Origin of the sequence: Ramlibacter sp. MMS24-I3-19 (assembly GCF_050320135.1) — a bacterium.
In the GTDB taxonomy this organism is placed as follows: Bacteria; Pseudomonadota; Gammaproteobacteria; order Burkholderiales; family Burkholderiaceae_C; genus Ramlibacter.
The window spans coordinates 202,471-224,746 of the sequence record NZ_CP190017.1 but is presented as its reverse complement, the minus strand read 5'-3'; the positions used below and the strand labels follow the sequence as shown (position 1 = coordinate 224,746).

Sequence of the window (22,276 nt, the reverse complement as noted above, 5' to 3'; positions counted from 1 at the left end):
GATGTCATGCAGACTCCCATTCAATGCTGAGGGGTGGAGTTGAGCCGCCACCCGCAGTTGTTTTTGTCTTTCCCCAAGCCCCCTTGCACAATTGGCAATCCTGCGTTGAAGAGGCGCCCGACCAGGGAAAAGGCGGCATCCCAACACAGGGGGGCGCTAACACCCGCAAGTCGAGTCGGCAATGGGCGAAGTCGTCTGGCGGGTTCTCTCTCATCGGAATGCCCAATGTCTGCCGAGGACAAACGTCGTCATCGCGACCACCGGAAGTGATGCGACCTTTCCGATCAAAGGACCAGCAAACATCTGGTCCGAGATCCAGACCATGCCGACAGTGGTCAGATAATTGATGCCAAGTACCACGAGGTACTTGGTGATCGACATTCCTGTAATCCTCGCGCCGAAAGTTACCTTCGCGTGATAGGAATAGTTGACTACCACCCCCAAAGGCATTGCGAAGCTCGCAGCCAGAACCGGACGCATGCCTCCGCGAAGGAGCGCCGTCATGCATCCCACGTCGACGAGCGCGGATAGAACTCCGCCGATTAGGAATACAACGAACTGGCGCGAGACACCCTCCGAGCGGATGCGGAAGCTCATCGCGTGACGTACTGCTTGTGAATGGGGCGGCGTGGCACTGAGGCGATGTCGAACGCCAAGAATGCCAGCATGAGCTGCAGCCCCATCAGAACCGGCAATGCAGACAGCATGACGGTTCCCGCCGTGGCCGCAGCGCCGGCGTAGATCGACAGGAACCAGTGCCATCCCCCGAACACCACGCCAAAGAGGAACAGCGAACATCCAAGCGGCAATTCAAGCGAAGCAACCGAGAGATCCCGAAGGTAGTAGTTGTAGAAGAGGCGCTTGAAGAAGTTGCGCACGTGCTTGGCAAAAAACTCGCCCGCGATGCGTGAGATCCTGAGGTTGCTGACTTCGTCGGCGTAGCGCGCGTCCATCGGGATGTCCACCACCACCGCGCGCACGATGTTCAGTCGGAACAGGATGTCCGTCTCGAAGAAGTAGCGCTTGCTGATCTTGTCGAGGGGCAGCCTTCTGGCGACGTCTGCATGGATCGCGGTGTAGCCATTGGTCGGATCGAACAGGTCCCAGTAGCCGGCCGACAGCTTGGTCATGAACGACAGGACCGCATTGCCGAACAGGCGCATCGGAGGCATTTCGCCGATGCGCTCGAGATTGAAGAACCTGTTGCCTTTCGTGTAGTCCGCCTCGCCGGCGAGGATCGGACCCACGAAGCCCGGAATCAGCGATGGGTCCATCTGCCCGTCACCGTCGATCTTCACGATGACGTCGGCGCCGTTTCGGATTGCCTCCTGGTAGCCACGCAAGACGGCTCCGCCGACGCCCAGGTTCTGCTCGTTGCGCACCACGGTCACCCGCGGATCCGTGCACTTGGTGCGCACCAGGTCGCCGGAGTTGTCGGGGCAGCAGTCGTCCACGACGTAGATCTGCTCGACTTCCGGGCCGATCGCCTCGATCACCGACAGCACGTGCCGGGTCACCCGGTAGCTGGGGATGACCACTGCGATGCGATGCGACGCGTCCAGGCTGACGGCGGCCGGCTGTCGCCGCCGGCCCTGTGCAACCCTGCAGAGCCGGGCGTTCCAAGTGACTGCAGGGTCGCGGAGCTCACCGCCGGTGCTCCACGAGCGCAGCCTCGATTCGCTTCGCAGCCGAGTCCCACGACCACAGCCTGGCAGCGTCCTGCGCGGCCCTGTCGCCGATCGCCCGCGCTTCGTCCTGGTGTTCATAGACCCACCGCATCTGCGCGCGGAGGTGCTCGTACGACGGATTGGCCCACCGGAAGCCCTCGTAGTAGGGGCACTTCGCGACGGCTGGGATCAGGCTTTCCACTTCCAGCGGCAGCGAGTTGCTGGGCGTCATGAAGTCGGTCTGCGAACTCCAGTTGGTCGCGATGACGGGCAGCCCGCAAGCCATGGCTTCGAGGATCGGCATCCCCCAGCCTTCGCCCCGCGTCGGCAGCACGAAGCAGTCGGCGGACCGGTAGAGAACCCCGAGTTCGTACTGCTGGAGGATCTGGTTTTCGGCAATGATCAGCCGGCCCCCGTTGGGGCGCAGCTTCAATTTCTCGATCTCGCCCCGGATGGTGAAGGACGGATCGAAGTTGTTCGCCTTGCAGATCAGCCGCACGGGCTCGTTCGCGCTGAATTCATCGGTGAACGCGCGCAACAGGAGTTCCGGGGCCTTCCGTTCGCCCCACTCGAAGACCGACAGGAACGTGAAGCCAGACTCGGGCTTCACGCCACGGATCGAGGGGGAGAAGTAGGCCGGGTCCACGCCAAGCGGGACCACGCGGATCGGCACCTTCACGCCCGATGCGCGGAATGTCTGCTCGTTGAACGTCGACGGAACCCAGACTTCGTCCATGAGGTTGGCCTGCCGCACCCATTCGGCCGGCAATCCGTCGACCTCGAGCATCGTGTAGCCGATCCTGACCTTGCCCGTGTTCCGCTCGAACACGTCGCCCTGGGCATAGACCACCTGCACCGGTGCCTTGCCGAATTCACGGGCGCGCACCATGTTGACGATGTACGAATCGGAGTGAATGGGCTCCTCGACAGGAAACACCGTTCCTGGCCCGTACACGTACTTGTAGGCAACGCTGACACCGAGGCTGTCCAGGGCGTGGACGAAGGCCCTGGAAGAACCCGCATACCCCGACGGGAAGTTGATGATCGAGTGCCAGTCGATCGCCTCGTGATACCGCGTCTCCGCCAGGTGCTTGCCCCATTTCGCCTTGAACGTCTTCTGGCTCGCCAGGAAGATGTCGCTGTGGCTGACCTTGTTCACCTTGGTGCTGGAGTTCTCGGAATGGCGTACCCGGACGTCACCGGTGACGGCGACCTTCAATCCCTGCTGGTTGACGCGGAGGCAGTAATCGGTGTCCTCGAAGTAGGCGAAGAAGTCCTCCGACAGCAGGCCCACCTTTTCGAGCGTCGAGCGCTTGATATGGGCGCAGGCGAAGACCACGCTTTCGACCTCTCGCACGCCCGCGAACTGGCCGATGTCGATTTCGCCGCCCGCGAGCTGCTGGTCCCACAGCGTGTCGAGAGGCAGGTAAGCGCCGCAGTGTTGCAGGGTGTCGTCATCGCGGACGATCTTCACGCCCATGACACCCACCGAAGGATCTGCGTACGCCGCGGCGGAGAGCCGCTGAAGCCAGTCAGGCTCGATCAGTTCGACGTCGTTGTTCAGCAGCACGACGTCGGCATCGGGTTGCGCCGCGCGAATGCCGATGTTGACGGCCTTCGCGTAGCCGAGGTTGGCCCCGTTTTCGATCAACTCGACGTTGCTCAAGCCGCGTAGGTAGTCCGGCGTGCCATCCGTGCTGCCGTTGTCGACCACGATGACGCTGACGCCTTCCGGCAGCGTGTCGGGTCTCAGGCTTTCCATGCAACGGCGGGTCAGCTCGATCCCGTTCCAGGTGAGGATGACGATGGCCACCTTCTCAATCGACATGGCCGTCTTTCGTGATGAACACGACGGGGGCGTCCGCGTGCTCTGATTGCGCAATGGCGGACATGAGCTTGACGGAGCGCAGGTCCTGGAAAAGCCTGATGGGCGGGGGCGGTGGCGCTGCCGGGGAGGGTGACACCGGTGTTTCCGGGATCCCGAGGAAGCGGCGAACGAACCTGGCCGTCGAGGGCGACGACTCGAGCGCGCCACGAACGATCTTCTTCGTCCATGAAGTCTGGTGAACGACGGTCCGGGCCATGGGGAGGGTGCGTCGCAGCACCTTTCCGGCGACCCGCCGAACGCCTGCATGAACTCGCCTGACCGGGGCTGTCCACCGCCAGCTGCGGCTGGTGTGGATCGCGTGCAGCGCCTGGTGCAGTGCCGCTACTTCGTTTTGCAATTCGCTTCGCACTTCGTTTCGCATCTGATTGACCTCTCCCCTGAATCGCGCGAGTTCGTCGCGGGCTCGCTGCAGGTCCGTGGCCTGCCGATCAAGCCGGGTCTGGAGCGATTGCACGCTCGACGCAAGGAGCTCTTTCGTCAGCTCCTGCGCCCGCTCCTGCGCCTGCTCTTGCGCCCGCCATTGGGCCCGCCATTGGGCCCGAATGGCGCCGTCGTAGGCGCCGCAGGCCTGTGCCAGCGAGACTCCCCAGTCCGCCTCGAAGGCAGGAGCGAAGGCAGGGTCTGAGGCTGCATGTGCGGCCTTCTGTCCCACCACCGAGCAGTCCGGACTGACACCGCCGAAGACATGGCCCAGCCCGATGTCGGCGGATGTGGGAAGCGGGTCGCCGTTGAGCCTGAGCAGTTTCGTTCGTGCGAAACCACCCTCTTCGACGACGAACGTCAGCAGCAGGGGATGGACGGGCCGCAGGTGGGTCGGATCCAGGTAGAAGGACGAACTCCCCACCACCAGGTTCTCGATGTTCGGCGTCTCGAGAATGAGCAATCCGCCGGGCTGGAGGACGCGATGCGCTTCCCTGACGAGCGTTCGGAGCGATTCGAAGGGGATGTGCTCGACGACATGGAAGGCAGACACGAGTGCCTGGCTTGCATCGGGAAGCCGTTGCAGATGTTCGACCGCGTCGGCATGGATGACATCAAGCTGCCGCTCCCGGCAGGCCGCCAGCATGGAGTCGTCCAGGTCCACACCGGTCGCCTTGAAGCCGGCCTGCCCCAACAACTCGAGCCACTCGCCACGCCCGCAGCCAAGATCGACGGCGGAGCCGCCGGGGTAGAGGGCAGCAAGCGGCAGCAGGAACGGCTCGTAGCCCCTGAGCCGGGCCGCAATCAGCTCCCGCGAACCACGGAAGCGGGCTTCGAACGCGCTGTAGAAGTCGCTCATGTTGTCGCGCCTGTTGAATACCCGATAGCCATGTTGCGCTGGACCTTGTGAATCGGCGCCAGGTAGGCAGTGCCAACGAAGTTCGGTTTGCTCAGGTTTGCGATCTGGAATACGGCTGCCAGGTCGCGCCATTCATAGTTGCGCATGACGTGACTTTCTGAATCGTGGAGTGCGATCGCAACGGAGTAGGTTCCAACGCCGAGCATGGCGTCGAAGCTGAAGCTATAGGTCAGGAGCTCTCCAGCAGACACATCTTTCTCCACGTGCGAGAGGTAATGCGTGTTGGTCCCGAAGACCTGCTGGCCCAGGCGGTCCTTGATCATGTAGCCGAGCACCAGGCGATCCAGCGGCGCATTCACCCGGACAGCGACCCGCAAGGTGACTCGTTGTCCGACGTCGGCCATCTCGATCGCGTTGCCTGTTTCGTCCAGCAGCAAGACCTCCTCGACGGTGGCTTCGCCGGTCCCCGAGATGGTCTGCACGCCTGCGGGCGTTGTCTCCTGCTGGATCTTGTTGTTGGCCCGATCTGCCAGCTTGGCGTTGTAGAAGTCCATCACCGCCTGCGGGTCGCCTTCCATGGCCAGGCCTCCCGCCTCGAGAAGGATGGCCCGGTCGCACAGCGCAAGGATGGCCCCTGCGTCATGGCTCACGATGAGAAGCGTGGTGCCTTGCGCCGCGTAGTCGCGGATGCGATCGATGCTCTTGTGCTGGAAGTACGTGTCGCCGACAGAGAGCGCCTCGTCGATGATCAGGATGTCCGGTCCTGCGTGCCGTGGCCACGCTGAACGCAAGGCGCACCTGCATGCCGCTGGAATACACGCGCACCGGCTGGTCGATGTAGTGTCCGATCTCGGCGAAGCTCTCGATCTCCGGCATCAGGTGGGAGATCTCCTCCACGCTCATGCCGAGAAGCTGGCCCGCCATGTAGACGTTCTGCCTGCCGGTGAACTCCGGATGGAACCCCATCCCCAGTTCGAGCATCGCAGCCAGCCGGCCCGTGACCTGCACGCTGCCCTCCGTGGGTTGCGACGTGCCAGTGATGACCTTGAGCAGCGTGCTCTTGCCGGCTCCGTTGATCCCGATGATGCCGACTGCCTCGCCGGGACTCACGTTGAAGGACACGTTCCGCAGGATCCACTTGAGCGTGTGCCGCGGAGCCTTGCCCGGCGTCACCCACTCCCGCAAGCGCGACCAGCGCGAGGGGTATTGCTTGTACGCCTTGCCGACCGAATGAACGTTGATCGAGCCCATCAGAGTTCGTCCACCATCTCGCCGGAGCGGCGCTTGAACAGGTGCAGTCCGAGCGCGCACAGCAGGAGCGCCGCGATTGTCGGAGCGACAAGCCCGGACCACCGTGGCCATTGCCCATTGACCAGGACGGACTGGTAAGCGCCGGCCAGCGGGGCCAGAGGATTCAGGACCATCAGGCGTCCGATCACCGGCGGGAGCACCGCGGCGGGGTACACGATGGGCGTGAGCCAGAACCAGAACTGCAGGAAGATGCCGAAGAACTGGCCGACGTCACGGAAGAAAACGTTCAGGACGCCGAGCGTGACACCCAGGCCGATAGCGAACAGCAGGTGAATGGCCAGCAGCGGGACCAGAGCGAGATAGGGCAGCCCCGGGAAGTTGCCACTGAGCACGAGAAAGCCTGTGAACAGCGCGAAGACGATCGCGAAGTTCACGCAGGCGGTGGCGACAACCACGACGGGCAGGCAGATGCGCGGGAAACTGATCTTCTTGAGAAGGTTCGCGCTCTCCAGGAACATCGTCAGCGACCGGGTGGTCACCTCCGAGAAGAGTCCCCACGTGAGCACGCCGGCGCACAGGTAGATGCTGTACGCGAACGTGCTGTCGACGCCAGGCAGCCGGGCTCGCATGAGCTGCGCGAAGATCAACGTGTACACGATGATCATCGCCAGCGGATTCAGGATGGCCCAGCCCGCCCCCAGGAGCGAGTTCTGGTAGCGGGCCTGGAAGTCTCTTCGCACGTTCGCGGCGATGAAGCCCCGGTAGGCCCAGATGGCCCTGATCAGGTCCATGACGCGAGGGACGGCCGACGGCTTTTCGCGCAAACAGGCGAGTAGCCGGCACAGAAGAACTGGGCTTGCATGAGGCGATTGGAGTGGGATGCGGCAGCCCGCCGTCGTCGGCGAGCTGGATGAGGCTGGGATTCTAGCTTCCGGGGCGGCTTTGCTCTTCAGCAGCGCACCTACAATTGGCGCGAAACGTGACATGACTGGTCACGCACCCCCGGATGCTCCTGCTTCTCGTTCTTTGCGCCTTCATCTCGGCTGCTGGCTGCCTGTTGCTCTCCCGACTGGGTCGCCGCAACGCGCGCCGCTACGCGGACTCGATGCCGCAGCGATTTCACAAGGGACATGTGCCGCGGCTGGGGGGCGTGGCGATGTGGTTCGCGTGCGTTTTCGGCTGGCTGTGGATGGTGCTGGCCGAGCGATATCTGCCGGTCACCAACAGTATCGTTTTCAGCGTGCACGCGGCAGCGATCTGGTTCGTCACGGTCGGCCTTGCCGTGTTTGCGGGTGCCGTGGAGGACATCACGCACGCAGTCCGGGCTCGCTGGCGCCTGGCTCTCACGCTGGCAGCTGCGTTTGCGGCCGTATGGATGCTCGAGCTGCGCATCGAGCGTCTCGGCATGCCCTGGATCGACCATCTGCTGCAGGGCCTGCCCTGGGTCGGACTCTTGCTCGCCGTGGTGGCGATTGCCGGCCTGCCGCATGCGTTCAACCTGATCGACGGCTACAACGGGCTGGCGGGCATGGTCGGCATCATCTGCTGCTTTGCACTCGCGTATGTGTGCCTGCTGAATGCCGATCGTCAACTCGCCGCCATCGCCATCGTGCTGGCCGGCGCCACCGCGGGGTTCCTGGTCTGGAACTACCCCCGCGGCTTCATCTTCGCCGGCGACGGCGGTGCGTACCTGTGGGGGACGGTGATCGCGATGATCAGCATCACCCTGGTGCAACGCCACCAAGCCGTGTCGCCCTGGTTCCCGGCCCTGTTGCTGATCTATCCGGTCTGGGAGACGTTGTTCTCGATCTACCGCAAGGCCGCGCGTGGTCAGTCGCCCAGCATGGCCGACGCGCTGCACTTCCACCAGCTGATCTACCGCCGGGTGGTGCGCCAGGTGTTCGAGGACGACGAGGCAAGGCGCATGCTGATGCGCAACAACCGCACGTCACCGTACCTCTGGAGTTTCACGCTCCTGACCGTGGTTCCGGCAGTCTTGTTCTGGCAGAGCACGGCCATCCTCGTGGCGTTTTCGGTGCTGTTCGTGGCGTCGTACATCTACGCCTACGTGAGCATCGTGCGGTTCAAGGTCCCGAACTGGATCCGCCGGTAGGGCGGAGCGCCACGTCGGGCGCCCGCTCCCTTCAAACCCGCCCGTACGTGTCCGCCAGTCGGACGATGTCGTCCTCGCCGAGATAGCTGCCGCACTGCACCTCGATCAGCACCAGTTCTTCCGTGCCGATGTTGGTGAGGCGATGCTTCTCCTTCATCGGGATATAGCGCGACTGGCCCGGCTCGGTGCGGAACTCGCGATCGCCGATCTGCACGAGGGCCAGGCCCTGAACCACCACCCAGTGCTCGGCGCGCTGGTGGTGGTACTGCAGCGAGAGCGACTGTCCCGGCGTCACGGTGATCCGCTTGACCTTGTAGCCCGGCTCTTCTTTCAACGTGGCATAGGTGCCCCAAGGACGGTGCACCGACGCCGGCAGCTGCGTGCTCTCGTGGTTGCGCGCCTTGAGCGCATCGACCACGGACTTCACCTTCTGCGCCACCGATTTGTGGGCGACCAGCAGGGCGTCAGGTGTGTCGACCACCACCAGGTCCTTCACGCCGACGGTTGCCACGACCTTGGGGCCATGGCTTTCCACCTGCACGTGCGTGCCGACGGTGTCGAGGGCCACCACGTCGGCAGCGAACGTATTTCCGCTGGCGTCTTGGGGGTGCGCCTGCGCGACTGCCGGCCAGGAGCCCACGTCGCTCCAGCCGAAGCGGGCCGGCACGACGGACACATTGGAGGCTTTCTCCATCACGGCGTAGTCGATACTGATGTCCGGCAGAAAGCTGAATGCGTGGGCATCGAAGCGGGTGGTGTCGCCAGTGGTCTGCCGGGCTTCGAACACCCGGCGCGCGGCTTCCAGTGCCTGCGGGGCGTACTCGGCCAGCGCCTTCAGGATGGCTCCGGCGCTGAAGCAGAACATGCCGCTGTTCCAGTAGTAGCGGCCCGTTGCCAGGTACTGCTGCGCGGTGGGCAGGTCGGGCTTCTCGACGAAGCGCAGCACACGCTGCGCTTCACGCGAGACATGCTCGACCTCGATGTAGCCGAAGCCGGTATCGGGCGAGGTGGGCTGCACGCCGAACACGGCGAGTTGGCCCTTCTGCGCGAGTTCCACTGCCTCCAGGGCGCAGGCGACGAAGGCCTTGGTGTCCGGGATCAGGTGATCGGCCGGCAGCACGACCATGATCGCGTCATCGCCATGCGACTTAGCGCATTGCAGGGCCGCCAGCGCAATGGCAGGTGCCGTGTTGCGGCCCTTGGGCTCCAGCAGGTAATGCACGCCGGGGGCATCCTCGAGCTGCCGCATTTCACTGCGCGTGAGGAACAGATAATCCTGGTTTGTGACGACCACCACGTCGTCGGTGCCGCATGCCTGGCCGCGGGTAATGGCCTGCAGGAACAGCGATGCTCCGCCCAGCTGCATGAACGGTTTCGGATGCGCCTGGCGGGACGCCGGCCACAGGCGCGTGCCGGCGCCTCCCGATAGAACGACGGCGATGAGCTTCACGGTACTCCCCGATTCTGTCTTGTTGAGGTCCGATTCCATTTTAACGGTCGAGCTGGGTCGGTCTGCGGCGACAATCGCCCCCGCGACCCGGACCTCGCCGGTCCATTTCCCACTCCATCCACGCCTTCCGTGCCTTCCTTGTTTGCCGATCTATCCGCCGTCCTGAAGCGAGCGCCCCTCATCTGGCACATGGCCATGAGCGAAACCCGCGCACGGTACAAGCGCAGCGTGCTCGGTCCGTTCTGGCTCACTCTCGGCGCTGCCATTGGCGTGGCCGGCCTGGGCGTCGTCTGGTCGTCGCTGCTGCACGTGCCGGTGCGCGAGTTTGTGCCTTCACTTGCCGTGGGATTGCTGCTGTGGCAACTGATCTCCAGCACCATCGTCGAGTCCTGCATCACCTTCATCCGGCAGGCGCAGATCATTCGCAACGTGCGCCTGCCGCTGCTGGTGCATCCGTTCCAGCTGGTCACGCGACAACTGATCACGTTTGCACACAACCTCGTGGTGCTGGTGATCGTGTTTGCGATCTTTCCGCAACAGTCGCTCCACCTATTACCGCTCAGCCTGCTTGGCATGGCGCTGCTCGTCGTGAACCTGCTGTGGATGTCCACCGTGCTGGCCATGCTGGGCGCGCGATTTCGCGACATCGAGCAGATCGTCACGGCGGTCATGCCCCTGATCTTCTTCCTCACGCCGGTGCTGTACCGCACGACCCATTTCGCCGCGACGCAGGTGGTGGTCTGGCTCAATCCGTTCACTTACCTCATCTCCGTGGTGCGAGACCCACTGATGGGAGCCGTCCCCGCCGTGTCGGTCTATGTGGGCGCCGCCTCCATCACCATCGTTGGCGTCATCTTCGCCATGGCGCTGTTCTCGTCGCGGCGCAACCGCATCCCCTACTGGATCTGACGTGGCGCTGCTGGAACTGAAGGACGTCAGCGTCCGCTATCCGATCTACAACGCAGGCTCGATGTCCTTGCGCCAGCGCCTGGTGCAGGTGGGCACCGGCGGCCGCATCGGCGGCGGGCATCACCAGCTCGTCACGGTGCAGGCCCTGGCCGGCGTTTCCCTCACGCTGCGCGACGGTGATGCCGCCGCCATCGTGGGGCACAACGGCGCCGGCAAGAGCACGCTGTTGCGGACGATGGCCGGCATCTACCAGCCCGACTCCGGTACCGTGACCGCGCACGGCGAGATCGGCACGGTGTTCGAGCTCGGCGCGGGCATGGACCCGGAGCTCAGTGGCTACGAGAACATCGTGCGCGTGCTCATGCTCACGGGACGCTCGCTCGAGGAGGCCAAGGCCTGCACGCCGGCGGTGGAGGAGTTTTCCGAGCTCGGCGACTTCCTGAGCCTGCCGGTGCGCACCTACTCGTCAGGCATGACGATGCGCCTGATGTTCGCCACGGCCACCGCGGTGCAGCCCAACATCCTCCTGCTGGACGAGATGTTCAGCACCGGCGACGAGGAGTTCCAGGCCCGTGCCAAGGACAAGCTGCACCAGTGGATCGCCACCTCCGAGATCGTGGTGTTCGCCTCCCACGACCATGGCCTGCTGAAGAAGCTGTGCAACCGCTTCTTCCGCCTCAGCCACGGCGAGCTGGTCGAAATCTCACGCGACGACCTGCGCGACACCACGCGGCGCGAAAGTTGACCGGCACCCCCGTCGGGGCCGCGCTCAAACCTGCGTGAGTCTCTGGGATCCTACCCAGGCCTCTCCGGGGTTCAGCACGATCGGCGCAGCGACCTGCGCCGCCTCGACGCACAGCATGTGCCGATAGTCCCCGGCTGGCATGTCCGCCAGCTTGGCCGCGCCACTCGCACCCGGGTTCCACACGACCACGTCGCGGAATCCGCGCTGCTCGATCTGCAGTTCGGAACCTGCATCACGCAGCAGCAAGGGCCGCTGCACATCGGCGTACACGCGGTCCAGGGGGCGTGAGAGGTCCGGACCCGTTTCGCGGCGGATGGCAACGCCGGCCAGCGCATCTTCGAAGGCCTGGTCTTCCAGTCCGCTCAGGACGGTTGTCGCAACCTGCGAGGTGCGCAGGTAGGTGTGCAGGGCCGCTGTGAATGTCCACGGCGTGGAGTCCGTGTTGCGCACATCGAGTTGCACGCTGAGCGAGCCGCGCTGCACGCGAGCCAAGAGATCAAGTCGGAACCGATGCGGCCACGCCGCGCGGCTCTCTTCGTCGTCCGTGAGGCACATGCGAACGACTCCCGGTGTGTCGTCCGGGATGTGGGTCCACAGGCGTGTCCTCGCAAAGCCGTGCTTGACCAGAGGTCCGCGTGAAGCGAATTGCGGAAAGCACACCGGCGCGCCGCCGCGAATCGGCAGCGGCCCTTGCAGCGCCGACAACGGGCTGAGATACAGCAACTCCCCCCGGTGCGGTCCTGCCAGGAGACGACCTGGCCGCCATGACGGCTGACGCGGAGGCGCTCTCCGCTCGGCAGGGAAACTTCAATGCAATCCATGCGGCGATTCTAGGAACCCTGTGCGTCCATCCGTGGTGCTCTAATGCGCCGCCATGACCCGCCTGTTCGATCCGCTGCAACTCGGCGCGCTGCGCCTTCCCAACCGCATCATCGTCGCCCCCATGTGCCAGTACTCGGCCGAGGAGGGCAACGCCACCGACTGGCACATGCTGCACCTGGGCCAGCTGGCGTTGTCCGGCGCGGGGCTGCTGATCACGGAGGCCACCGCGGTGTCCGACGTCGGCCGCATCTCGCCGCAGGACCTGGGGCTGTACTCGGATGCCAACGAGGCCGCGCTCGCGCGCGTGCTGACGGCCATCCGCGCCAACTCACCGATGCCGGTCGCCACCCAGTTGAGCCATGCGGGCCGCAAGGGCTCGAGCCGTGCGCCGTGGGATGGCGGTGCGCAGATCGCGCCCGATGCCCCGCAGGGCTGGCACACCGAAGCGCCTTCGGCCGTGCCGCATGCGCAGGGTGAACATCCGCCGCTGGCGCTGGATGCGGCCGGCCTGCTGCGCGTGCGCGAAGCCTTCGTGCAAGCCACGAAGCGCGCCGCGCGCCTGGGGTTCGATGCCATCGAGTTGCATTGCGCGCACGGCTACCTGATGCACCAGTTCCTGTCGCCGCTGGCCAACCAGCGCACCGACGTCTATGGCGGCAGCCTGGAGAACCGCCTTCGGTTCCCGCTGGAGGTGTTCGAGGCCGTGCGAGCTGCATTCCCCGCCGAGAAGCCCGTGTGGGTGCGCGTGTCGGCCACCGATTGGGTGCCCGGCGGCTGGGACGTGGAGAGCACGATCGCGTTCGGCCATGCATTGAAGGCGCGCGGCTGCGCGGCCATCCACGTGTCCAGCGGCGGTGTCTCTCCCCTTCAGGAAATCGCGCTCGGGCCGGGGTACCAGGTCGAGTTTGCCAGGCGCGTGAAGGAGGCGGTTGGTCTTCCGACAGTGGCGGTGGGCCTGATCACCGACGCCGAGCAGGCGCAGGCGATCCTGGAGCGCGGTGACGCCGATGCCGTCGCCCTGGCGCGCGCAATGCTCTATGACCCGCGTTGGCCGTGGCACGCGGCCGCGAAACTGGGAGCCCAGGTCACTGCGCCCAAGCAGTACTGGCGCTGCCAGCCGCGCGAGTTGAAGGACCTGTTCGCGGGCGCGCACTTCGGTCAGCGGTAGCCGACGCTCGCAGGTAGCGGCTCGGGCCGCAAACGTGTGCGCAACGTCGACCGTTCATGCCCGCGTGCCTGCCGTTCGACCGCCCCGATGCGGTGCGTGTGCAGAGTGCAGCAGGTGCATCCGTGCAGGAGCGGCTACCGTGCGGCCATGAATCTACTAGCAGGACAGATTCGTCTTGAGTCGGGCCTCGGTGCGCTCGCCGAAACCATGCCGGCCGACCTGGAGCTGCGGGTCGACGTTGAACGTTTGGTGGGACCGGTGAACGGCTACTACCTGGCCTGCTATACGATCGATTCCGACGCGGGCTGCCACGGCTACGCGAAGGTGTACACGGTGCGCCCCACGTGCGTGTGGGGCTCGCGCACCGCGGTCGCGAAGTACTCGGCCGGCCCCTTCGCCACCGCCGAAGCGGCCATCGAAGGCGTGGTCGAGAAATGCCGCCGGGAACTCGCCGCGCAATCGAGCAAGGCCAACCGGCTGTACCGGTACCTGCTCAGGTTGATCTAGGCGCGGGCGGTGGATGCCGGGTCAAGCCCGGCATGACAGCGGCGCTGGCGATCAGGACTTCTTGTCCTTCGCCGACTTCTGCAGGTTCTCCGCCTGCTGCAGGTGCGACTGCAGCGTCGGCAGCGTCTTGGCGGCGAAGGCCTTCACGTCGGGGTCCTTGGCGCTCTTGCTCGCCTTCTCGAACTCCTTCACGTCCTTCTTGTGGTCCTTGACGCTGTGCTCGAGGAACTCGTGGTCGAAGTTCTTGGCCTTGCTCAGCTTGTCCAGCTCGCCTTGCTCGTGCTTCGGCAATGACGTGGGCAGCGTCACGCCCTTGTTCTGCGCCAGGGTCTTGAGTTCGTCGTTGGCCGCGGTGTGGTCCTTGACCAGCGTGGCTCCGTAGGCCTTGACGTCGGCGTTCTGCGCTTTGCTTTCGACAACCTGGCCGGCCTGCACTTCCATCATTCCGCCCGCGGCGGCTTTCTCGATGAAGTCCTTGTCCGATTTGTCGAGGTTGTTGCTCGCGGCCAGCGCGGTGGCAGCAGCAAGAGTCAGTGCGATCGTGGTCAGTGCGTTCTTCATGGCGTTTCCGAAGTTTCTGGAGGTGCGCCAAGTTTGGAAGGGCCGCGCAGGCGCCGAGGTAGGAGCGGCCTTGCTTCGATGCAGTCGGGTGCTTACGCCGAGCTGGGTGGCACAGCAGTTCGATGATCAGATTCCTGCGGGCTTCGCCATCGTCGTCATGCGATCAATCGGCTGCAGCGTCAGTGTGCGCACCTCGCCCCCGCGCTGCTGCACGGTCAGTCGAACCTGCGCATCCGGCGCCGGCCGTGCCCACAGCTTCTTGTAGAACTGTTCCAGCGTCGTGACGTCGGCACCGTCGACCGCCAGCACCACGTCGCCGGGCTGCATGCCGCCTGCCTCTGCAGGCCCGTCGCGGCTCACGCGCATGACCTGCACATGGCCGTCGGAGTCGCTCGACGTCAGCCCGATCCAGGGCCGCGGCCGGCTGTGCCCGGTGCGCTGCAGCTCCGCCAGCACGGGCTTGAGCAGGTCCACGGGCACGAACATGTTGCCGGGATTGGGCTGGCCCTCGCCGCTGGCATCGCCCACCAGAAGGCTGCCGATGCCCACCAGTTCGCCGCGGCGGTTGAACACGGCTGCGCCACTGTGGTTCTCGATCGGCGGACTGGTGAAGAGGGCCGGGTCGATGAAGTACTCCCACGACCCGGAGAACGGCCGCTTGTTCACGACCTGCGTCATGGCTACTGCGGCATCGTCGCCGCCGGTGACAGCCATCAGCGGGTCGCCGGGCTGCAAATCGGCCACCGACCCGAGCGGCACCGTCGGGACGCCGCGCAGCGGCAGGAGGGGCCGCAAGAGACCGAAGCCAGTGGCCAGGTCATAGGCGACCACGCGCGCGGGCAGTGTGCGGTCGTCCTGCGTCGTGACCTGCACGGTGTCCGCTTCGAGCAGCAGGTAGCCGATGGTGAGCACCAGGCCTTCAGGCCCGATCACCACGCCGGAGCCGCTGCGCGTGCGCCCCAGGGTTTCTGCGGAGCGCGAGCCCTCCACCGCCACGACGTCCACGCCCACGGTGGCGGCGTTCGCGCGTTTCAGGGCATTGATGGCGGCCTGCTGCTGGGAGCCGCCGGTGGCGGCGCAGGCCGGCAGCTGCGAGATCACCAGCGCCAGCAAGATGCCAGCGAGGAACCGGGCGCGAGTGCGAAACCAGGCATCGATGCGGCGGGTGACCAGCATGGCAAGGTCCTTGCAGGTGGGCTGATCAGGATGCGCCGAAACCAAATCCCTCCGCAAGCGCTCGTCAACTCCGTCACGCAATCGTCGAGTTCGCAGCCCCGAGATCGTGCAGTCGACGGCATCTGTAAAAAAATGTTAGCGCCCACGGCCCTGTTGGGCTAGCATCGCGGCCTTCCGGTCAGGTTTAAGCAGTTTCACCATGGCAAGTGTAGTCATACAGCCAGTCGTCCTCTGCGGAGGCACTGGCACTCGGCTCTGTCCGCCGTCGCGGACGGCTTTCCCAAAACTGTTCGACTGCATGGATGAGGGGGCGAACCTCTCGGCGCAAGCCGGCAGCTATTTGGGTGAAGACGACATCGTTCGCATGGATGACCATTACGGACGAGTCGTGCCGATCTCCGAAGGCGCGAAGAAACAAGCCTAGGCGCGGGGGAGCAGTAACGATGTATCGCACGGAAGTCAGCGGCGCGGGTGAGTTGTCCCCGATGTCGGGCGCGCCTGCGCAAGGCGCAGCCATTCGCATCTCCTATCGCCTGCGGGCCGCCAAGCGAGTGGTCGACGTGCTTGGCGCGCTGTTCTTCCTCGTGGTGTTCCTGCCGCTGTTCTTGGCTGTCGCGATCGGGGTCTGCCTGTCCTCGCCTGGGCCGATCTTCTACTCGCAGCCCCGTGCCGGTCGCGGCGGCCGCGACTTCCGGTTTTACAAGTTCCGATCCATGAAGATCGATTCGGACGAGGTGCTCACCTCGTTCCTGGACAGCGATGCCGGAGCCAAAGAGCGCTGGGAGAAGTACCAGAAGATCGACAACGATCCGCGCATCACCCGCTTCGGCCAGTTCATTCGCCGTACGAGCCTCGACGAGCTGCCGCAGTTCTGGAACGTGCTGATCGGCGACATGAGCCTTGTGGGACCGCGGCCGTGCATGCTGCAGCAGAAGGAGCTGTATGGCCGCCACTGGCGCGCCTACTGCGCCGTGAAGCCCGGCATCACAGGCCTGTGGCAAGTGTCCGGACGCAACCGCCTGACGTATCGGCAGCGTGTGTCGCTAGATGCCCGCTATGTCGAAGGACTGTCGCCCCTTGGCGATCTGAAGATCATGGCCAAGACGATCTTCGTGGTGCTGCGCGCACACGACGCGCACTAATACACGAAGAGAGGCGGTTCAGCAGTACACAGCCTCGCTTTGTGCTTGGCCAAGATCATCATTTAGCGGCTCTCTTTTGCGGCAGTCATGCCACGCGCTAAATCCGTTTAGCGCCTCGGGCGGAAGTCGTCTGCGCCAGTGGGCCGGATAAAAGCGACTTGAACGAAACGGCCAATGCGGCCCTTACACATTTCAGGAGTTGTAGTTCCATGAAGATCGCCATCTTTGGTCTGGGGTACGTCGGCATTTCTGCCGCTGCGTGCCTGACGTCGCGGGGGCATCACGTGATCGGCGTCGACACGAACGCTGAAAAGGTAGCCGCGGTCAAGAAGGGACAGAGTCCTATCGTCGAGCCCGGCGTGCCCGAAATGCTCAAGAAGGCTGCCGCGGAAGGATTGCTGAGGATCACCATGAGCACGGTGGAAGCAGTGGCGGAAGCGGACGTCGTCTTCGTGTGTGTGGGGACGCCCAGCAGCGCCGATGGGTCGCACAACATGACGTTCATCGCGGAGGTCACCAAGCAGATCGCTGCCGCTTGCGAGAAGCGACGCCGCCCGTTAACCGTCGCGTATAGGTCCACGATCAAGCCGGGAACACTGGAGGGCATGGTCATCCCGATGCTGGCGCATGCAGTCGGCTCCGATTTCGAGAAGTTGATCGAAGTTGTCTACAACCCGGAGTTCCTGCGCGAGGGAACGGCTGTTGAAGACTTCTTCCATCCTCCAAAAATCGTGGTTGGCACGGTCGGGGGCAAATCCTCCGAGGCGATGAAGGAGGTGTACGCGGGCATCGAGGCTCCGTACTTCGAGATTCCGTTGCGTGACTCTGAAATTATCAAGTTCGTGGACAACACCTGGCATGCGCTCAAAGTCGCGTTCGCCAACGAAGTGGGGCGCGTCTGTCATGGCCTGGGCATTGATGCGATGACTGTCCACCAGATCTTCAAAGTCGACACGAAGCTGAACATATCCGAGTACTACACACGGCCAGGAGCACCTTTCGGTGGCTCCTGCCTTCCGAAGGACCTTCGCGCGTTCGCTGCCGTTGCGCAGGACGCCGGAATATCGTGCGAGGTCGTGCGCTCGATAGGCATCTCCAACGAGCAGCACAAGGAATTCCAATTCCAGCGGGTGAAGCAGCTGATCAAGCCCGGCTGCTCTGTTCTCCTGGTCGGCATAGCGTTCAAAGCAGATACCGATGATCTCCGGGAGAGTCCCAGCATTGACCTCGCTCGCCGCTTGTTGAACGAAGGCGTTCAATTGAAGGTATATGACCCCGGCGTGGCGGCCCAGAACCTGCTCGGCCAGAACCTCGGCTATGCCTTCTCGAAGCTGCCCGCTCTCGCTGAACTGATGGCCACGGAAGAAGAGGTGCGCAACATGCACTTCGACCTTGTCCTTCGCAGCCACGCCAAGAACATCGATGTTCCCGTGGAAGGGCGCCGGCATGTGAATCTGAATCGAATTGGGGTCGGAGACTGAATTGGTGGACGTTCAAGTTCAGGCCGTCGCCGATGCGGACACCAGTGCCGATGTTGACGCTCTCGCGGGAAAGAAGGTTCTCATCATCGTGGAGAACCTACCCGTCCCCTTCGATCGTCGCGTGTGGCAGGAAGCTCAAACTCTGAGGGACGCCGGAGCAACCGTGGCGGTCATCTGCCCGACGGGCAAAGGTTTCGATGCCCGAGAGGAGGTGATCCAGGGAATCCACATCTATCGGCATCCGCTTCCGCTAGACGCCTCAAGTGCGCGCGGATACCTCGTCGAATACGGCGCAGCGCTCTATTGGGAGTTCAGACTTGCCCTGCGTGTTTGGAGACGCCACGGGATTGATGTCATCCATGCCTGCAACCCGCCCGATCTAATTTTTCTTGTTGCCGCACCCTTCAAGCTGTTCGGGAAGCGGTTCATCTTCGATCATCACGACATCAATCCCGAACTGTACGAAGCGAAATTCGGTAAGCGGGATTTCTTCTGGCGACTTATGTGCTTGCTCGAACGCCTCACGTTCAAATTGGCCGACGTGAGCATCGCGACGAACAACAGCTATAGAGGCATCGCGCTGCAGCGAGGGGGTATGGCGCCTGATCGCGTGTTCGTGGTTCGAAGCGGCCCAAATCTTGCCAAGTTACGCCGAAGTCCCCCGAACGGCGAACTCCGGCGTGGACGTAGATACTTAGTGGGCTATGTAGGGGTGATGGGTAGTCAAGAGGGAATCGACCTGCTTTTGGCCTCCATTGAGTACCTGGTGAAAGAGAAGAAGCGCACTGACATACAGTTCTGTCTCGTCGGTGGCGGCCCTGCTCTTGAGCAAATGCGCGCTCTTGCTGTAGAAAAATCTATCGAGGAGTTCGTGCACTTCACCGGGCGAGTTCCAGATGACCAGCTGTTCGAAGTCCTGTCAACAGCCGACGTTTGCGTGAACCCAGATCGAGTCAATGCGATGAACGACAAATCGACAATGAACAAGATACTGGAGTACATGGCGTTCGGATGTCCGATCGTTCAGTTTGATGTAACAGAAGGCCGCTTTTCTGCCGGTGATGCTTCGGCTTACGCAAAGCCAAACGATGTGCATGACATGGCCGAAAAGATCGTGGAGCTCTTGGACAATTTGAATCAACGTAAGGCTATGGCTCTAGCGGACGCTCGCGCGTAGAGCGGCAGTTCTCATGGGAACATCAGGTGCCCACTCTGATTGCCGCTTATAAGAAGGCACTCTTTCCGTGAAGCTCGCGGTCCGCATTCGGCTTGCTGCCGCGTTCGCACTGATCTATCCATTAGCTATCGCGGTTGCGGGACTTGGTAGCGATTCGGAAGGGGGGTCAACCTACGCGGATGAGGCGCTGATTTTACTGCTGAGCCCTTTGGCGATCTTCGGTTTTCTGTCTTTGAAGGGGGTTACTAGGCGAGCTTTTTGGGTGCTGCTTTCTTACTTTCTTGTGCTTGCGGTATGCACGGCCTTCGATTTTGACCGTGGCTTTGAGCGACCCGCCTTCGCTGCGGTGCAAGGCTTTATCCTAGACTTCAAAGCTCCACTCATCGCGCTCGAACTCTTTTTTCTCGTCCGCGTGAGGGGGCGCGAAGCAGAGTGCTTCAAGCGGCTACTCGATGCTGTTATATGCCTAGGTGTCCTGCATTCAATCCTAATGGTCATAGACATTGTCGACCGGGACGATCTTGGGTAGGGATCCCGTTACGACCAAGCGCACTCTTTGGATCTGTCCCAGTCGGGCTATTCGCTCACAAGTACCAAGCCGCAACATTTTGCGCGCTGGCTATCGCTGCGGCGACTTCGCGATTCCTTGTTAGCTACAGAGGCAAGTATCTTGGGGCGCTTCTGCTGTTTACAGTAACTTTGCTCTGGTGTGATAGCGCGAAAGAGCTTGTAGCGCCGATTATGGCGCTCTTAATCCTGCTTGGCCGACTTTGGAGCAAACGAGTAACTCAGAAATACGCCCTCGTGATTACGGCTGCCAGTTTTGTCGGAGTCCTTGGTGCGATTCCGACCGTGCTTCAGGTGATGGACGACCGTGTTACGGCATACGTTGTCGACACATCCGTCCGTGGTTTGATGTACGAAAGTTCATTGGAATTGGCCCGGCAGAGAGCTCCGTTCGGCACTGGGGCGGGTACGTTTGGAAGCCAGCCGACAAGAACTCTCTATTTCAGCCCGCTTTATCACTCTACAGGTCTGTCAGAGCACTATGGGGCGAATGAAATTTACTCTGATTACCTAATGGATACTTGGTGGCCGAAAATCCTTGCTGAAGCAGGCTTTGCGGGCTTTGCGCTGTATGCGGGGTTTCTGCTGTTGATGCTTGTTCGCGCGATCAAAGTCTTTCGCAGCTCGGCATCTTCGGAGGCGGTCTTTGCATTGATCACTGGTGCGACCGTAGTTTCCAGTTCCATCGGTTCTGCGCTGTTCACATCAGATGTCGGGTTGCTGTTGGTGGCTGCCTTCTGCACTGCTGTTGCGGTACTCCCACCAACTCCTAAAGTTAGGCGCTTGCCTAATCAGGATCACTTGACGATGCGCGCTTCGCTGTGAAAAGGCTGGGGATACTGCTTGCCACTGCGGCGCCAGGTTTGCAGAGGCTGCTGCTTGTGCTGGTAGGCGCACGCATCTACGGCAACTTGGAGTTCGGCGTAGTCGCCAGCGATCTAGGCATCGCGACCCTGTGCACATGTCTAACCGGTGGAGCATTATCGTTAGATATTCTTGCTTCCTGGCAGGGCAAGACGCGCCGCGACATCGCGGCCTACAACGGTTTCGCTGCAATCTGGCTGGCCGGTGCGTTCATCTTGGTTGGTGTCGCAATGGTGCTGCTTTCCGTCGTCGGTGCCATTTCTGATCCTGCTGCAGCGAGCGGCTTTTTTATAGGCTCGAGTCTTTGGCAGGCCCAGCGCTCCAAGATGATCGCGGAGCGCCTCTATGGCAGTCTGGCTTCCATAGAATGCGCGATCGCTTTGGGCACAGCAAGCGGATTGTTCGTTGCAGGTCATTTTGCAACTGCTCTTGTGTACCACAGTTTTCTGCTAGCTGCCGCCTCGCTCTTTACTTTCGTGCGCTCGCATGAAAGGTTCTCAAAACCTCGTGAGTCACGGGGCTCGGAACTCATCCATTTGGCCTTCAATGGGATTGTGAGTTCCGGCCGAGACGCCCTCTTGGTGCCGGCTTCGTTGTTCATCGCCGGACCACGCAAGCTTCCGTGATCGCGCAGGTCGCCTCGATCGCAAGTGGGCTGCTACTTGTCCCGCGCGCACTTGCCTATCACTACCTTCCAAGACTGAAAGCAGGGAACTCGGTTGATGCTGGGATAGCAACAGAGTACCGACGACAACTGCGGGTCGGACTGTCGATCCTGTGGCTCTGCTTCATCGCGGCGTTGGTTGCGCTGAACATCGGGAGAGCCATCGCTCTGCAGACAACGATGCTGGCAGCACTCTGCGCCACTGAATTGATCGTTGCCCAAGCTTCGCTGTATCCATCCAACTTTCTGCTTGTACTAGGACGTATGAAATACGTTATGACGAGCTCTGTCGTCCTTGCATCTGTATGGGCGATATCCATTGTCCTTCTCGCCACGACAGAAGGGGTGCACCAGCTTGAAATGCTCTTTGGGCTGTCCATCGTCCTCCATCTCTTTCGCTCTCAATACCTGAACTCAAAGGTGCGCACTAGTTATGCTTCTTATTTATAGGCTTGGGCATCTTGCGTCAGCGCTGCACATCCCTTTAATTCCTCGGCTGGCATATTTGGTAAACCGAATCCTTTTTGCAGTCGTACTTCCTCCCACTGCCCGCATTGGTCGCAATGTGGTTATCGCGTATAGCGGTCTCGGGACTGTCATTCATGCGAGAGCCGTTATCGGGGATCGTGTTTACATCGGGCCGGGCGTAGTGATCGGTGGACGCTCGGGATTGGAGCGCGTTCCGGTTATTGAGGACGATGTGGAGATTGGAGCGCGAGCCTGTGTGCTGGGGCCGATCAATATTGGGAGAGGCTCAAAGATCGGAGCGGGTGCGATAGTGGTGCGCGACGTCGCCGCAGGTTCGACAGTTAAAGGAATGCCGGCGGCATGACGTAGGGGAAACG

Annotated in this window: 22 protein-coding genes and 1 pseudogene; 13 read left to right on the top strand and 10 right to left on the bottom strand. The window is 62.6% G+C overall.

What is annotated here, in order from left to right:
• Positions 1-210 precede the first annotated feature (210 nt).
• The 6 genes and pseudogenes from ACPWT1_RS01150 to ACPWT1_RS01125 form a co-directional block, all read right to left on the bottom strand.
• Positions 211-597 carry a GtrA family protein gene (locus tag ACPWT1_RS01150; RefSeq protein ID WP_427913609.1) on the bottom strand — a complete coding sequence of 129 codons (387 nt, stop codon included), beginning with the start codon at positions 595-597 and terminating at the stop codon, positions 211-213.
• The gene (locus tag ACPWT1_RS01145; RefSeq protein WP_427913608.1) at positions 594-1,538 is read right to left on the bottom strand and encodes a glycosyltransferase; all 945 of its coding nucleotides are present in this window, start codon (positions 1,536-1,538) and stop codon (positions 594-596) included. The genes ACPWT1_RS01150 and ACPWT1_RS01145 overlap by 4 nt, the downstream gene beginning before the upstream one ends.
• A 106-nt stretch (positions 1,539-1,644) precedes the next feature.
• The gene (locus tag ACPWT1_RS01140) at positions 1,645-3,480 is read right to left on the bottom strand and encodes a glycosyltransferase (RefSeq protein ID WP_427913607.1); all 1,836 of its coding nucleotides are present in this window, start codon (positions 3,478-3,480) and stop codon (positions 1,645-1,647) included.
• Between the two features lie 4 nt (positions 3,481-3,484).
• Complete coding sequence (locus tag ACPWT1_RS01135; RefSeq protein WP_427913606.1) at positions 3,485-4,834, bottom strand: methyltransferase domain-containing protein; 1,350 nt, start codon at positions 4,832-4,834, stop codon at positions 3,485-3,487.
• A pseudogene (locus tag ACPWT1_RS01130) lies at positions 4,831-6,085 on the bottom strand (ABC transporter ATP-binding protein). The gene ACPWT1_RS01135 and the pseudogene ACPWT1_RS01130 overlap by 4 nt, the downstream one beginning before the upstream one ends.
• Positions 6,085-6,876, bottom strand: coding sequence for an ABC transporter permease (locus tag ACPWT1_RS01125; RefSeq protein WP_427913605.1), 792 nt, complete (start codon positions 6,874-6,876; stop codon positions 6,085-6,087). Before ACPWT1_RS01125 ends, ACPWT1_RS01130 begins: the two are co-directional and overlap by 1 nt.
• A 215-nt stretch (positions 6,877-7,091) precedes the next feature.
• Between ACPWT1_RS01125 and ACPWT1_RS01120 the strand changes: the two genes are divergently transcribed.
• Positions 7,092-8,198, top strand: a complete 1,107-nt coding sequence (locus tag ACPWT1_RS01120; protein ID WP_427913604.1) for a glycosyltransferase family 4 protein — start codon at positions 7,092-7,094, stop codon at positions 8,196-8,198.
• Between the two features lie 31 nt (positions 8,199-8,229).
• On the opposite strand, the gene ACPWT1_RS01115 is transcribed toward ACPWT1_RS01120, so the two are convergent.
• The gene (locus ACPWT1_RS01115) at positions 8,230-9,648 is read right to left on the bottom strand and encodes a mannose-1-phosphate guanylyltransferase/mannose-6-phosphate isomerase (RefSeq protein ID WP_427913603.1); all 1,419 of its coding nucleotides are present in this window, start codon (positions 9,646-9,648) and stop codon (positions 8,230-8,232) included.
• A 189-nt stretch (positions 9,649-9,837) separates the two neighbouring features.
• On the opposite strand from ACPWT1_RS01115, the gene ACPWT1_RS01110 reads away from it, so the two are divergent.
• Both ACPWT1_RS01110 and ACPWT1_RS01105 read left to right on the top strand, forming a co-directional pair.
• Complete coding sequence (locus ACPWT1_RS01110; protein WP_427913602.1) at positions 9,838-10,557, top strand: ABC transporter permease; 720 nt, start codon at positions 9,838-9,840, stop codon at positions 10,555-10,557.
• Between the two features lies 1 nt (position 10,558).
• On the top strand, positions 10,559-11,302 hold the full coding sequence (locus ACPWT1_RS01105) for an ABC transporter ATP-binding protein (RefSeq protein ID WP_427913601.1): 744 nt from the start codon (positions 10,559-10,561) through the stop codon (positions 11,300-11,302).
• Between the two features lie 24 nt (positions 11,303-11,326).
• Here the strand turns inward: ACPWT1_RS01105 and ACPWT1_RS01100 are convergent, their stop codons facing one another.
• On the bottom strand, positions 11,327-12,025 hold the full coding sequence (locus ACPWT1_RS01100) for a D-hexose-6-phosphate mutarotase (RefSeq protein WP_427913600.1): 699 nt from the start codon (positions 12,023-12,025) through the stop codon (positions 11,327-11,329).
• A 151-nt stretch (positions 12,026-12,176) separates the two neighbouring features.
• Between ACPWT1_RS01100 and ACPWT1_RS01095 the strand changes: the two genes are divergently transcribed.
• Together ACPWT1_RS01095 and ACPWT1_RS01090 are read left to right on the top strand one after the other, a co-directional pair.
• Positions 12,177-13,292, top strand: coding sequence for an NADH:flavin oxidoreductase/NADH oxidase (locus ACPWT1_RS01095; protein WP_427913599.1), 1,116 nt, complete (start codon positions 12,177-12,179; stop codon positions 13,290-13,292).
• A gap of 147 nt (positions 13,293-13,439) precedes the next feature.
• The gene (locus ACPWT1_RS01090; RefSeq protein WP_427913598.1) at positions 13,440-13,799 is read left to right on the top strand and encodes a hypothetical protein; all 360 of its coding nucleotides are present in this window, start codon (positions 13,440-13,442) and stop codon (positions 13,797-13,799) included.
• Between the two features lie 51 nt (positions 13,800-13,850).
• Here ACPWT1_RS01090 and ACPWT1_RS01085 read toward each other — a convergent pair whose 3' ends face one another.
• Both ACPWT1_RS01085 and ACPWT1_RS01080 read right to left on the bottom strand, forming a co-directional pair.
• Positions 13,851-14,360: a DUF4142 domain-containing protein gene (locus ACPWT1_RS01085; protein ID WP_427913597.1), complete on the bottom strand. Its 510-nt coding sequence runs from the start codon at positions 14,358-14,360 to the stop codon at positions 13,851-13,853.
• Between the two features lie 126 nt (positions 14,361-14,486).
• Positions 14,487-15,536, bottom strand: coding sequence for a S1C family serine protease (locus ACPWT1_RS01080; RefSeq protein ID WP_427913596.1), 1,050 nt, complete (start codon positions 15,534-15,536; stop codon positions 14,487-14,489).
• Positions 15,537-15,979: 443 nt separating this feature from the next.
• Between ACPWT1_RS01080 and ACPWT1_RS01075 the strand changes: the two genes are divergently transcribed.
• The 8 genes from ACPWT1_RS01075 (at position 15,980) to ACPWT1_RS01040 (ending at position 22,263) form a co-directional block, all read left to right on the top strand.
• The gene (locus ACPWT1_RS01075) at positions 15,980-16,678 is read left to right on the top strand and encodes a sugar transferase (protein WP_427913595.1); all 699 of its coding nucleotides are present in this window, start codon (positions 15,980-15,982) and stop codon (positions 16,676-16,678) included.
• Between the two features lie 209 nt (positions 16,679-16,887).
• Positions 16,888-18,159 carry a nucleotide sugar dehydrogenase gene (locus tag ACPWT1_RS01070; RefSeq protein ID WP_427913594.1) on the top strand — a complete coding sequence of 424 codons (1,272 nt, stop codon included), beginning with the start codon at positions 16,888-16,890 and terminating at the stop codon, positions 18,157-18,159.
• Between the two features lie 4 nt (positions 18,160-18,163).
• Positions 18,164-19,336: a glycosyltransferase family 4 protein gene (locus ACPWT1_RS01065; protein ID WP_427913593.1), complete on the top strand. Its 1,173-nt coding sequence runs from the start codon at positions 18,164-18,166 to the stop codon at positions 19,334-19,336.
• 67 nt (positions 19,337-19,403) lie between these two features.
• Positions 19,404-19,865 (top strand): hypothetical protein, encoded by a 462-nt coding sequence (locus ACPWT1_RS01060; protein WP_427913592.1) that lies wholly within the window; start codon positions 19,404-19,406, stop codon positions 19,863-19,865.
• Between the two features lie 212 nt (positions 19,866-20,077).
• Positions 20,078-20,728 carry an O-antigen ligase family protein gene (locus ACPWT1_RS01055; protein ID WP_427913591.1) on the top strand — a complete coding sequence of 217 codons (651 nt, stop codon included), beginning with the start codon at positions 20,078-20,080 and terminating at the stop codon, positions 20,726-20,728.
• 38 nt (positions 20,729-20,766) lie between these two features.
• Positions 20,767-21,393 (top strand): hypothetical protein, encoded by a 627-nt coding sequence (locus tag ACPWT1_RS01050; protein ID WP_427913590.1) that lies wholly within the window; start codon positions 20,767-20,769, stop codon positions 21,391-21,393.
• The gene (locus tag ACPWT1_RS01045; protein WP_427913589.1) at positions 21,390-21,881 is read left to right on the top strand and encodes a hypothetical protein; all 492 of its coding nucleotides are present in this window, start codon (positions 21,390-21,392) and stop codon (positions 21,879-21,881) included. Before ACPWT1_RS01050 ends, ACPWT1_RS01045 begins: the two co-directional genes overlap by 4 nt.
• Positions 21,865-22,263 carry a serine O-acetyltransferase gene (locus tag ACPWT1_RS01040; protein ID WP_427913588.1) on the top strand — a complete coding sequence of 133 codons (399 nt, stop codon included), beginning with the start codon at positions 21,865-21,867 and terminating at the stop codon, positions 22,261-22,263. Before ACPWT1_RS01045 ends, ACPWT1_RS01040 begins: the two co-directional genes overlap by 17 nt.
• Positions 22,264-22,276 lie beyond the last annotated feature (13 nt).